10 protein-coding genes and 2 pseudogenes are annotated in these 11605 nt (G+C 69.3%); 6 read left to right on the forward strand and 6 right to left on the reverse strand.

Translation table 11 applies throughout. From position 1 onward, the window contains the following. Positions 1–69: 69 nt before the first annotated feature. Positions 70–135, forward strand: a pseudogene (locus AB0368_RS38330) (hypothetical protein); the annotation flags it as partial. Positions 136–265: 130 nt separating this feature from the next. On the opposite strand, the gene fxsT reads toward AB0368_RS38330, so the two are convergent. Both fxsT and AB0368_RS38340 read right to left on the reverse strand, forming a co-directional pair. Then, complete coding sequence (gene fxsT / locus AB0368_RS38335) at positions 266–2722, reverse strand: FxSxx-COOH system tetratricopeptide repeat protein (protein WP_366158964.1); 2457 nt, start codon at positions 2720–2722, stop codon at positions 266–268. Between the two features lie 381 nt (positions 2723–3103). Continuing rightward, a complete protein-coding gene (locus AB0368_RS38340; RefSeq protein WP_366158965.1) occupies positions 3104–3625 on the reverse strand; it encodes a hypothetical protein in 522 nt (173 codons plus the stop codon). A 73-nt stretch (positions 3626–3698) separates the two neighbouring features. Here AB0368_RS38340 and AB0368_RS38345 point away from each other — a divergent pair, with 73 nt between their 5' ends. From AB0368_RS38345 to AB0368_RS38355, 3 genes are all read left to right on the forward strand, one after another. Next, the gene (locus AB0368_RS38345) at positions 3699–6386 is read left to right on the forward strand and encodes a response regulator (protein WP_366158966.1); all 2688 of its coding nucleotides are present in this window, start codon (positions 3699–3701) and stop codon (positions 6384–6386) included. Beyond that, the gene (locus AB0368_RS38350) at positions 6383–6781 is read left to right on the forward strand and encodes a response regulator (protein WP_366158967.1); all 399 of its coding nucleotides are present in this window, start codon (positions 6383–6385) and stop codon (positions 6779–6781) included. Before AB0368_RS38345 ends, AB0368_RS38350 begins: the two co-directional genes overlap by 4 nt. A gap of 212 nt (positions 6782–6993) precedes the next feature. Then, positions 6994–7197, forward strand: a complete 204-nt coding sequence (locus AB0368_RS38355) for a cold-shock protein (RefSeq protein ID WP_366158968.1) — start codon at positions 6994–6996, stop codon at positions 7195–7197. Between the two features lie 175 nt (positions 7198–7372). On the opposite strand, the gene AB0368_RS38360 is transcribed toward AB0368_RS38355, so the two are convergent. The 3 genes from AB0368_RS38360 to AB0368_RS38370 all read right to left on the reverse strand — a co-directional run bounded on the left by AB0368_RS38360 (position 7373) and on the right by AB0368_RS38370 (position 10241). Further along, entirely contained in the window at positions 7373–8818 is a 1446-nt protein-coding gene (locus AB0368_RS38360) for an FG-GAP and VCBS repeat-containing protein (RefSeq protein ID WP_366158969.1), read from the reverse strand. Positions 8819–8931: 113 nt separating this feature from the next. Continuing rightward, positions 8932–9582, reverse strand: a complete 651-nt coding sequence (locus AB0368_RS38365; RefSeq protein WP_366158970.1) for a DUF4232 domain-containing protein — start codon at positions 9580–9582, stop codon at positions 8932–8934. A 92-nt stretch (positions 9583–9674) separates the two neighbouring features. Further along, the gene (locus AB0368_RS38370) at positions 9675–10241 is read right to left on the reverse strand and encodes a hypothetical protein (protein ID WP_366158971.1); all 567 of its coding nucleotides are present in this window, start codon (positions 10239–10241) and stop codon (positions 9675–9677) included. A 279-nt stretch (positions 10242–10520) separates the two neighbouring features. Between AB0368_RS38370 and AB0368_RS38375 the strand changes: the two genes are divergently transcribed. Continuing rightward, positions 10521–10724, forward strand: a complete 204-nt coding sequence (locus tag AB0368_RS38375) for a cold-shock protein (RefSeq protein ID WP_125806071.1) — start codon at positions 10521–10523, stop codon at positions 10722–10724. A 355-nt stretch (positions 10725–11079) separates the two neighbouring features. Here AB0368_RS38375 and AB0368_RS38380 read toward each other — a convergent pair whose 3' ends face one another. Beyond that, complete coding sequence (locus AB0368_RS38380) at positions 11080–11310, reverse strand: hypothetical protein (RefSeq protein WP_366158972.1); 231 nt, start codon at positions 11308–11310, stop codon at positions 11080–11082. Between the two features lie 107 nt (positions 11311–11417). Between AB0368_RS38380 and AB0368_RS38385 the strand changes: the two are divergent. Further along, a pseudogene (locus AB0368_RS38385) lies at positions 11418–11605 on the forward strand (serine/threonine-protein phosphatase); the annotation flags it as partial.

Genomic DNA, 11605 nt, shown 5'->3' on the forward strand with positions numbered 1-11605 from the left:
CGGCACGCTCAGATCACCGGCGTGGCGTCGATCTCGCGAGACATCAGCGAGCGGCAACGCGCCGAGGCGATGTTCCGCGGCCTGCTGGAAGCGGCCCCCGACGCGATCATCGGTGCCACCCGCGACGGGACCATCACCCTGATCAACGCCCAGACCGAACGCATGTTCGGCTACCAGCGCGAAGCTCATGCCAGGGTGTCGGGGTGGTCAGCGCCCAGCACCCGCCGCCCCGCCAGGGTGTCCTCGTCAAATACCGCGCCCGCCCCTACTCACCCAGCTCGCGCAGGTCGGCGGCGAGGTTGCCGGCCGAGGCGAGGGTGTCGGGGTGGTCGCCGCCCAGCACCCTCCGGCGCCGCGCCAAGGTGTCCTCGTTCAGCTCTCGCGCCCGCTCGTACTCACCCAGTCGGTGCAGGTCGGCGGCGAGGTTGGCGGCCGCGGTGAGGGTGTCGGGGTGGTCGCCGCCCAGCACCCTCCGGCACTGCGCCAAGGTGTCCTCGTTCAGCTCTCGCGCCCGCTCGTACTCACCCAGTCGGTGCAGGTTGCCGGCGAGGTTGGCGGCCGTGGTGAGGGTGTGGGGGTGGTCGTCGCCCAGCACCCTCCGACGCCGCGCCAAAGTGTCCTCGCTCAGCTCCCGCCCCCGCTCATATTCACCCAGTCGGTGCAGGTCGGCGGCGACGTTGTTCGCCGAGATCAGGGTGGCGGGGTGGTCGTCGCCGAGCAGTCTCCGGCGCCGCGCCAAAGTGTCCTCGCTCAGCTCTCGCGCCCGCCCGTACTCACCCAGTCCGCGCAAGTAGTTGGCGAGGTTGCTGGCCGATTCGAGGGTGGCGGGGTGGTCGTCGCCCAGTACCCGCCGCCGCCGCGCCAAGGAGTCCTCATCGAGGTCTCGGGCTTGCTGATAGCGGCCGAGCTGGTTGTAGATGGCGGCGAGGGTGCCGGCAGCGGTGAGGGTGCTGGCGTCGTCCGGGCCGTGACGGCTGGTCCATGCGGCGTGCAGATGTTCGGCCAGCGGCAGGGCGGCGCGGGCGTCGCCGCGGGCCATCAGGTGCCACACCGCGAAATTCGCCGCCGAGCGCAGGGCGAGGTTGTCGGTGGTGGCGGGGTCGGCGGCAAGGATGTGCGGAAGCAGCTGTGTCCACCGCGGCCACCACTTCGGCGTGGAGGGGTCCTCGGGTGAGGCGGCGATCAGGAGTTGTTCGACGGTGCGGCGGTGGCCGTCCGGGTCGGGGTCGGTGTCGCGCAGGATGGCCTGGGTGAGCCGGTGCAGCAGCGGGCCGGCATCGGTGGTGCGGGCCAACCCGTAGCGGCCGAGCTGCGCGACGGTCCGGGCGAACGCGACCGGCTTCCGGGCTACCTGCGCCAGCGGCTGCGGCAGCACGTCGGGCCGGACGGTGAACAGGTCGATCGGGATGGGTTCCGGACCGAGATGTGCGCACAGGGCAAGCAGGTGTCCGGCGGCGGGATCGTCCCCGGCCAGCCGCTGCGCCGCGACGGTGACCACGGCAGCCAGATGTGTCGGATAGCCCGCCGGCGGGCGCCCCTCACGTAGCAGCTCCGCGGCGTGCTTATCAAGTTCGTCCAGGTAGGTCTCGATGCTGATGCGGGTTTCGGCGAGCAGGTCCGCGGCCTGCCCGATAGCCAAGGGAAGATCACCAAGAGCCTGCGCCAGCCGATCGGCGTCCCGCTCGTCCACGTGCGGTAGGTGAGTGTGCAGCAGCGCCACGGACTCGTCACGGGTGAACACGTCCACGTCCACCGGCTGCGCCACCGCCGTCCAGGCGTGACTGCGACTCGTGATGACCAAATGGCCTGGTCCGTCTGGCAGCCACGGGGTCAGGTCGTCTCGGTCCTCGGCGTTGTCGAACACCAACAACCACCGCGACCGCCCCCGCAAATACCCCCGCAGCGCCTGCACCGCCGCAGGCGTGGCAGCGTCAACCGCTACCAAGCCGGCCTCGACCGCGAGGGTGGCGAGGTGGTCGCCGATCAGCTGCGCCTGCTCCGCCGGGATCCACCAGACCACGTCGTATTCACCGGCGAACCGGTGCGCGTACTCCAACGCCAACTGCGTCTTACCTACACCACCCACGCCATACAGCGCCTGGACCGCCGCCCGGTGGCCCGTACACAAGGTGTCATGCAACCGGTTCAGCATGCCGTCCCGGCCGGTAAACGCCGGATTGCGCCGCGTCAGATTCCACACCGCCGGCAACGCCCCCGGCGGCCGTGGCCCCGCCTCCACAGCCGGGTTACCGGGATACGGCGGCACCCCCGCCGACCCGGCGCTGGTAGAAGGCGGACCGACAACCTGACGCACGGCGTCCAACAGGACCTTGACCGCCCGATCCGGGGACAGCTCGAACACGTCCGCCACGACGATCGGCGCCCACACCCCGTCAAGAAGATCGACGTTCTCCACCCGCACCGGGATCAACTGCGCCGCCGAATCCTTGCGCCGTTGCGCGAACCGGGCGGCCCACTCATCGGTCGTGAACCGGTCGCCATCGAGATACGCGGTCGACAACAGAGCCAGCATCGGGTTCCGCCGGGGCAACGCCTTGTGCATCGCCTCGACGAAGTTCGTGCCCGGCGCCCAGTCGACACAGCCCAACTCAGTGACATACCCGGCCGCCTGCAAATGCCAACGCGCCCACTCCGCCCACGCCCGATCCCTACCCGCATGCGAAATGAAGATCGAAGACGCGGCAGCAGGCACAACGTCCACACTGCACCACCGCCACCCCGACGGCGACCACCAAACGGGCGACCCGCACCGACGCCGCAACGGATGGCTTCACCTGGAGCCCTCACCGCAGGTGATGGCGACTTGCTACGGCACATCGGCGGCAACGAAGTCATGGAGCACGACCCTGCCGCTGGTCAGGGCGTTGAAGCGGCCGGTCTTGAGACCGGTGAGGCGTTCCGCGTCTCCGTGGGTTCGAATCCCACGCCCTCCGCCTCTGACGTGCATTTCCGCAGGTGAACCCTCGTTTCTAGGCTTGCGAGTTGGGCGGCGCGCCGTAGGCGCCGATGTCCAGCTGACCCACGGCCAGAAACGAGGGTTCACGAGCGTCTGTGTCAAATGCGTGTCGACAGGACTGTGGCGTCAGCTCTGGTCGTCGTCCTCACAGTCGTCACTCTCTGTCGATGAAGGCTCCGGCGTTACCTCGTCCAGTGTCTCGGCTGGGCCCTTGGTGGTGGCCACTTCGATTCGCCGTCGGTCGATCTCGTCTTGCCCGGTGAGGCACTTGGCGTAGACCCGCAGAAGTACGTCGACGCCGTGACCGGCCCACTCGGCCGCCTGGACCGGCAGACACCGGCGTTGAGCCAGGGGAGAAGACGCATGCGTGCCCCAGGCTGTACGGCACGTCCAGGAGCGGCGACGCCGCTTCCTCAGGGGTGAACGCGGCTTTGCGGGCGTGGTGGAAGGTTCGAGGTACGCCCGTTCGGCCAGCAGTCCGCCAGGTGGTCCGAGGAAGAGCAGGTCGCCGGGGCCGATGTCGTAGTTCTCGAGGGTGAGCAGGATCTTCACCAGCTCCGGGTGCACGGGGAACGGGCGGGTTGCTCCGACGGCGCGGTGCTTGAGTTGACGCGCTTCGCGGAACGCCTCCGACCGCGGGTGTCGCATGCCTGACAGCGTCTGTCGGTCCGAACGCACGGTTCGCACCGTAAGCGACACGCCCGAGTTGTACGTTTTCTCAATGAGGGGTGAGGATGCGGGAACGCTGTGGTGGACGCTGTTTCTGGAGGCGTTGTTCGCTGCGGTGTTTGTGCGGGTGCTGGTGGGCTATCTGCGTCGGCGTGACGGGCTGCAGCGTGATGTGGTGCTGATGTTCTCCGCGTTGGCGGTGCTGTTCGTCCTGGCCGTGTTGCGCCAGGTGGTGGGGGAGCCGCCACGGTTGGTCACGGTGGCGGCGTCGGTGTTGCTGCTAGGACAGCCGTTCCTGACGTTGCGGGTGGTGCGCCGGGTCGCGAGGGTTCCCGCTGCGGTGTACTGGCCGGCGCTGGTCGGTTGGGTGGCAAGCGGTGTGCTGCTCGCGGCCGGCGGTGAGGTCCTCGGCCGGCGGTCGGTGCTGGCGGTGGTGGCCGTATTCGTAGTCACGGAGATCGCCGCGGCGGTGTTCCTGGCCCGGTTGGCGCTGGGGCGCACCGGCGCGGCGCGGACCCGGCTGTGGCTGGCCGCCGGCGCGACGGCGTTGTTCGCGGTGGCGATCCTGCTCGCCGGTGCGGGCGCGGGAGGCCCTGAGGCAGCGCAGCTGGCGCGGCAGGCAGGTCGGCTGATCTCACTGGTGTCCGCGCTCGGCTATCTGCTGGCGTTCGCGCCGCCGGCGTGGGCTCGGCGGGCCTGGTCGACCCGGGCCGCGTACGACGTGGTGCGCCAGCTGCTGCAGGGCCCACCGGACGCGGCAGCGCCCGAGATCTGGCAGCGCTACGCGACGGCGGTGTGTCGTGCCACCTCCTCCGGCAGCGCCGTCGTGCTGACCTGCACCGGCGAAGACACGGTCACTGAGATCGCCCGCGTCGGTGTGCCGGCCCCGCCGTTCGGCGCCGCTGCGGCCGGGCGTACGCAGATGCCGACGTTCAGCGGCAGTATCAGCGTCGACGACCCGCGACAGACGGTGCCGCCCGTCGTGCTGGATTACGCCAGCGCGGGCGGGTTCCGGTTCGTCACCGCGGCGCCGCTGAGTCTGTCGAGCGGCCCGGCGGTGTTGCTGCTGTTCGGCGCCTACCGCAGCCTGTTCACCGACGACGACGTTCAGCTGCTGGGTGAGCTCGCTCCGCAGGCGGCAGCCCTGGGGCAGCGCGCGGACCTGCTCACCGACCGTGACCGGCTCACTGGAGAACTGTCCGACTCGGTCGCCGCGCTGACCAAGGCGAGCAGAGCCAAGAGCGACTTCATGGCCAACATGAGCCACGAGCTGCGCACCCCGCTGAACGCGATCATCGGGTTCAGTGACTTGATGCGCAGCGAACCGGCTGCCGACGGGCAGACGAGCGTACCCACCGAGTGGATCGGGCACATCTATTCCAGCGGCCAGCACCTGCTCAACCTGATCAACGAAGTGTTGGACCTTGCGAAGGTCGAGTCTGGGAACGTCGACCTGCGGTGTCAGCCGGTGGACCTGCGCGAGGCGATCGGAGAGGTCGTCACCAGCCTGGCCGCCCTGTCGCAGCGCAAAGATCTCGACGTCACCGTGGCGGTCGCGCCGCTGCGCGTGCACGCCGACCGCACCCGGCTGCGGCAGATCGTGACGAACCTGCTGTCGAATGCCATCAAGTTCACCCCCGAGGGCGGGCAGATCTTCCTCGCCGCCCGGCGGGTCGGTCACGACATCGCGATCAGCGTCGCCGACACGGGCCCCGGCATCTCCACCGCCGACCAGCAGCGGGTCTTCGAGGAGTTCCAGCAGTTCGGGGACCAGCACAGCCGTGCCGGCGGCACCGGCCTCGGCCTCGCCCTGACCCGCCGCCTCGTGCACGCCCACGGCGGACGCATCGACCTGCAGTCCGAACCCGGTCACGGCGCGAAGTTCATCGTCTACCTGCCCGCGGCCGACACCCCCACCGATCGCAGCCCCACCGACGACGACACCGCACCGCCCACCAGCGGAGCCCGCGGCGGCGTACTGATCATCGAGGACGACCCGGCAGCGGCGCGGCTGCTGTCCGCACAGCTGCAGCGCGCGGGCTACCACGTCACCGTCGCCGCGACCGGCGAGCAAGGGCTGGCTGCCGCCCGTGCCGGTGACCCGGAGGCTGTCCTGCTCGACATCGATCTGCCCGGTATCGACGGGTGGCAGGTCCTCGCCGCACTCAAACGCGACGAGCGGCTGCGCCACATCCCCGTACTCATCGTCAGCGCCCACGACGACAGCGAAATCGGCTTGGCGCTGGGCGCGGTCGACTACTTCGTCAAACCCGTCGACCGCAGCACCCTGCTGACCTGGCTGGCCGGCCACGGCCTCATCCCCGCCACCAACGGCAGGCAGCTGAGCGTGCTGGCCATCGACGACGATCCCGCCAGCCGGGAACTCATCGACGCCACGCTGAGCGCCGAAGGCATCCAGGTCGTCACCGCCACCGGCGGCGTCGACGGCCTGAAAACAGCCCGCGCCCGCCGCTTCGACCTGATCATCTGCGACCTGCTGATGCCCGACCTCGACGGCTTCGACGTCATCGCCGCCCTCCACAACGATCCCGCCACCCACGGCGTGCCCGTGGTCGTGCTCAGCGCCCACACCCTCACTGAGGCCGACAAAGCCCGCCTCAGCGGCAAGGTCATCGCCGTCGCCGGCAAGACCGCGAACGCCGACGGACTGGCCGAACTCGCCCACACCATCGGTGAACTGACCGGCCTGACCCTCACCTCCGACACGGCGAGCGCATGAGCGGGGGCTACCGAGTCCTGCTCGTCGACGACAACGACCTCAACCGCACCCTCGCCCGCACCATCCTGACCCGCTCCACCCACCCGATCACTGCCATGATCACCCTGGTCGAGGCCGACACCCTCGCGGCGGCCCGCACCGCCCTAGCCGCCGCACCCGTCGACCTCATCCTGCTCGACATGCAGCTACCCGACGGACACGGCACCACCCTGGCCACCGAACTCGCCACCCACAACAACCGGCCGGCCATCATCGCCGTCACCGCCTCCGTCCTACCCGAAGAGCAGCAATCCGTGCTCGCCGCCGGTTGCGACGACTTCCTCGCCAAGCCCTACCTACCCCAACAACTCATCGACATCATCGCCGTACACCTCACCCCACCCACCGACATCTGACCGTCGAGGCACTCGGCACACTGTGACCCACCCGCTCCGCGACCCGGTGGGACCACGGCGTGCGGCCTTTTCTGTCAACTCGACGCGCTCCGATCGGTACAGTTGCGGACGGGTTGACGCGATACGCTGGTGCCCCGCTGGGGTAAAGAATCAACGCGGCCGGCGCAAGGGTCCGCACCGTGCGGCCCCTACCGGCCTGCGAAGGAGAAGACATGACGACAGGCATCGTGAAGTGGTTCAACGCCGACAAGGGCTTCGGCTTCATCACCCCGGACGACGGCGGCGCTGACGTCTTCGCCCATTTCTCGGCGATCTCGACGAGCGGCTACCGCAGCCTCGACGAGAACCAGAAGGTGGAGTTCGACATCACCCAGGGCCAGAAGGGTCCTCAGGCGTCGAACATCCGCCCGCTCTGATCCACACTTCACGAACGGCGGCCCGACAGATTCAGCGGGCCGCCGTTCGGCGTTTCAATCCGGGCATCTGACCCCCGAAGCCCCGGATCGCCTCGTAAGTGCGGCTGTCGTCCCGCCGAGCCTCGCTTCTGCGCGGACTCGCAACCAACGTCGCATTCTCGCCGGCTGCCGGACCTCAGCCGGCGAGGTAGCGGCTGATGCGGCCGCCGGGCGGGCCGCCGAGCGTACCGAGGTGGAAGCTGGTGGAACCGATGCCGGTGACGCCGGAGGTGCCGGTCGGCAGGACCCAGATCCGGCCGCGGCCGGTGTCCTCGCCGAACCCGCCGACGTAGACCTCCGGCTTGCCGTTGCGGTCGGTGTCGGTCACGGCAAGCGACCAGCCGAACCAGTCGTGGTATTCCGAGGTGCTCGGGACGTCCTTGGCGTTCTGGGTGAACGACTTCGCGCCGGTAGTGGTGATCCCGGCGGCGCTGCCTCGCAACACGGTGATCGACCCGGACTCCGCAGCCGCAGGGTCGCTGCCGGTCTCGCTGGGCGCACCGATGATCAGGTCCGCGTAGCCGTCCCGGTCGGTGTCGCCAATGGCCACGGCTGTCCCGAACTGGTCGCGCATTTCGGTGGAACCGGGCACACCGGGGGAGTCCTGGTCGTACGAGCGGGCCGGGATCGTGGTGCTGACGCCGTCGGGACCGCCGTACGCGACGTAGACCTTATTCAGTTTCCGGTAGCCGGCGACCAGGTCCGGATAGCCGTCCCGGTTCAGGTCGCCGTACGCGGCGACCGGCCATTGCGCGTTCATCGTGCCCGGGTCCATGTTCGGCGCGTCGAAGGAGCCGCCCTTGATCAGCCCGGTGGTCGAACCCTTCAGAACCACCCCGCCGGTACGCCCGTCGCCGCGGTCGATGGCGCTGACCGCGATGTCGGCCTTCCGGTCGCCGGTCGTGTCACCCACGAAGGTGATGTTCGGGGCGACGTTGTCAAGGGTCCTGGTGTCGCGGAACCACACGTCGGCGGACGCGCCGGTCGTCCGGTCGAGGGGCCCCAGCAGTACGGTGAGGCCCGGCCCGCCGCCGATGTTGCCCGCGGCGACGATGTCGTCGACGTGGTCGCCGTTGACGTCACCGAAGGCGATCGGCTGGGCTGTGTACAGCCACGGCGAGTTGGGCGTTCTGTTGCCCGCGGGCAGGACGGTGCCGGCGCCGGTAATGCCGTTCTTGCTGCCCCAGAGCACATACTTTGTGCGCGCCGGGTTCAGCGGGTGCACCACCAGGTCGTCGTAGCCGTCGCCGTTCAGGTCACCGGCGCCGTCGAACACCCCCCAGGATCCCTGCGGCGTCGGGTCGCCCGGCACGCCAGGCGTGGCCTGGCTGATGATCGAAGCCGCGTCGTACCGCAGTCCCGTCGCAGACCCGTAGACCACAGCCAGCGCTCCAGCGCCGGCGACGCCGTTGATGGTGGCGGAGTCGGCACTCGAGGCCAGATCCGGATAGCCGTCGCCGTTGAAGTCGAAGATCGGAGCCGGAGCAGCCGGAGCAGCAGCCAAGGTCGGCGCGGTGGGCAGAACGACAGTGCCGACCGTGGCGACGCAGACTGCGGCGACGGCGAGCGCTCTGGTGCGCAAGATGTATCCCCTTTGGCGAGTGGCCGAGGCACGCTCGAAGATCAACGCCGGGGATCGTATCGCCTTGACATCGCAGTATCCGGGGCCAGGCCGCGCCCTGGGGCTGCTTCAGCTCAATCGGCCTGGCCGGTCATGCCGCGGATGACGGGGTGCACCTGGAATCGGGCGCAACCGCCGGTCCAGGACACCTTCACCGAACTGGTCTGCTTCGGCGGGCTGATCCGCACGGAGGTCACCGCCGTACAGGCGGTGCCGTCCTCGTTGGCGTTGAGGGTTTCGACGAGTGCGGTCGCCGTGTCGCCCTTGTTCAGCAGGTACGGCGAGATCTCGCTGAGGTGGGAGCCGGCGTAGCCGCTCAGGGTCTGCTCGGCGGTCTTCCCGGGATTGCCGGCCGCGTCAAGGCTCACCACCGTCGGGTAGCCCTTGATCCAGCACGTCGGACCGGTGTTCTGGAAATGCACCGGGGCGATGCTGTGCCCGGCGGCGCCGTCCGCTTCGCCGATCGTGATCTTCAGGTTGGCCGTCGTGCAGGTGGGCGCGTCCGGATCGCCCGGGTCGCCGATCGGGGCCTTGGACGGCGTTTTCGTCGGAGCTTTCGTCGCCTTGTGCACCGGGCCGCTGTCCGTCGCCGTGGGGACGGCGGTACCTGTCGCCGTCGGGGCGGCGCCCGCCGGGGTCGAGGAGGTGCTCTGCCCGCACGCGGCGAGCGCGAGGATCGCCGTGGTGGAGACGGTGGGGACGGCAAGGACGAGACGCCAGTTCATGGGGTTCCTTAGTGATCGCCGGATGCAGATTCACTGTATGGACCTCACCGAGACGTTCCATCACGCCTTTGTGCCACGTCGCCGGGGACACATCACCTCACGCTGCGCCTGGCGGTCGTCGGGGCAGTGCGCCTCAGTCCGGGCGGCACGACCGGCGAAGCTGACGGCTGGCGCCGCGCGAGGTGCTCGTACCCCGGGTACACCAGATGAGCGGCCTTGGCGAAAGGGTTCCGCCAGCGGCTGAACGACTGGGGCGCGCTCATCCGCTCCTGCGCGGCCCGGGCGTCTTTCAGTGCGTCGCGTACGGTCCCGGTTCGCTCCAGCAGGTCGTCGAGCTTCGGGAAGTGGGTCAGCATCTGCATAAGCAGATCCGCCCTCTCCACGGCGGGCGGCCGGACCTGCCGGCCCTTCTTCGCGCCACCCCCGCGCGGGATCCCGCCGGCGGGCGCGGGGGGCTGCCACTTCTCCACCATCTCGAGGTGGGACGTGACGAGATCCCTCCTGCTGTAGTCCCTCGAAGCGTCTCCAGCCTGGTTCGCCCTGTACCACTCGTCCGTGAGCGCAGCGCGGAGCTTGACTTTGATGTCTCGGAGGGCGTAATTCTCCGCGGCGGGCTGGATGTACGTGGACGGGGGCGGGCCTTCGGGGCTCGTTGACATGGCGGCACTCCGGGGTAGGCGGCAGTACCGACCCCCAACGGAACCGGATGCCGTGGGGTTCATTTCACGTCACACGTGCGGTGGGTAGCCGGCGGCTGCTCGTGTGCTACCGTTGCCTCGTTGCAGTTTTGATTTCCGTAGACGTTTTCGGCGCCTGATGGGTTATCTCAATCCATGCGGGCGCTTTCGTTTGTGCGTGTCGGTTCCGACGCGGGTGATCAACGCGGCGGCGCAAGGGTCCGCACCGTGCGGCCTCTACCAGCCTGCGAAGGAGCAGATATGACTACAGGCACCGTGAAGTGGTTCAACGCCGACAAGGGCTTCGGCTTCATCACCCCCGACGACGGCGGCGCCGACGTCTTCGCCCACTTCTCCGCGATCTCGGCGAGCGGCTTCCGCAGCCTCGACGAGAACCAGAAGGTGGAGTTCGACATCACCCAGGGCCAGAAGGGCCTGCAGGCGGAGAACATCCGCCCGCTCTGATCCACGCTTCACGAACGGCGGTCCGACTGATTTCAGCGGGCCGCCGTTCGGCGTTTCATCAGGGCACTCGCGGACGTTTCCGGGTTCCCGGCCCTGCTGTTGCCGGTGTCGCCGCGATTCCGCCGTCGCCGGTGCACGGCCGGCCAGGTCATCGGCTCATCCGGGTCCGAAAGGCGCTGCGGTCCGGCGGTGCCATCCCTGGTCGTCGGCCAGAGCCAGAGCCCTCAGCTCCTTCGCCGCGCGCCCTCCTGGCGGGCCGTACTCATCGGTGATCTCGATGCCGAACGGTGGTCTCTGCCGGCGGCTTGCTCCCAGCCTGCGGCGGTCGGGCCGGGAAGGGTGCCTGTGTGCCGGGCTACGACGGCTGGTCGCGCTCGGCCGGCAGCCGGTTGGCGCGCCGGTCGATGTCGTGCGCCTGCGCGGTGACCTGGTCACCGAGTGCGTGCAGCCGGGCAGCGGTGCCGGTGTTGGGGGAGTCTTCAGCGCTGCGATGCAAGATGGCTTCCGCCACCTCTAGTTGCTCGGCCGTCCGGTGCATGGCCGAAGCGGTCCGCTCTGCGCGCGACGTCTCCTCATCTGAAGTCACCGCCGAGACATACCCAGCGAGATGGATCACTATGCCTTGCATATGACGCGCGCCCTGTCGCCTCTGCTCCGGGGCACCCACGGCCCTGGTGTCCGTATGCTGCCGACATGGACCCCACGGTCGAGGTGTCGCTGTCCCGGGTGCTGGCCGCGGCCGAGGACGCCACGCCCGTGCAGGCTGTCGAGGCCGTCACTCGGGAACTCGGCGCGGCGCTTCACGCACGCAGCGTCTCCTTCCTCGTCGCCGACCTCAGCGGCCGGGCACTGGTCCGGCTGGCACACACCCCGCTGACCTC

Source organism: Actinoplanes sp. NPDC051475, assembly GCF_040689425.1.
Taxonomy (GTDB): Bacteria; Actinomycetota; Actinomycetes; order Mycobacteriales; family Micromonosporaceae; genus Actinoplanes.

Bases quoted from the DNA above. Each gene is read 5' to 3' on its own strand.
- AB0368_RS38340 (WP_366158965.1), bottom strand. From the start codon at position 3,625: ATGCGACACCCGCGGTCGGAGGCGTTCCGCGAAGCGCGTCAACTCAAG.
- AB0368_RS38375 (WP_125806071.1), top strand. From the start codon at position 10,521: ATGACTACAGGCACCGTGAAGTGGTTCAACGCCGACAAGGGCTTCGGC.
- AB0368_RS38345 (WP_366158966.1), top strand. From the start codon at position 3,699: ATGAGGGGTGAGGATGCGGGAACGCTGTGGTGGACGCTGTTTCTGGAG.
- AB0368_RS38355 (WP_366158968.1), top strand. From the start codon at position 6,994: ATGACGACAGGCATCGTGAAGTGGTTCAACGCCGACAAGGGCTTCGGC.
- AB0368_RS38365 (WP_366158970.1), bottom strand. From the start codon at position 9,582: ATGAACTGGCGTCTCGTCCTTGCCGTCCCCACCGTCTCCACCACGGCG.
- AB0368_RS38370 (WP_366158971.1), bottom strand. From the start codon at position 10,241: ATGTCAACGAGCCCCGAAGGCCCGCCCCCGTCCACGTACATCCAGCCC.
- AB0368_RS38350 (WP_366158967.1), top strand. From the start codon at position 6,383: ATGAGCGGGGGCTACCGAGTCCTGCTCGTCGACGACAACGACCTCAAC.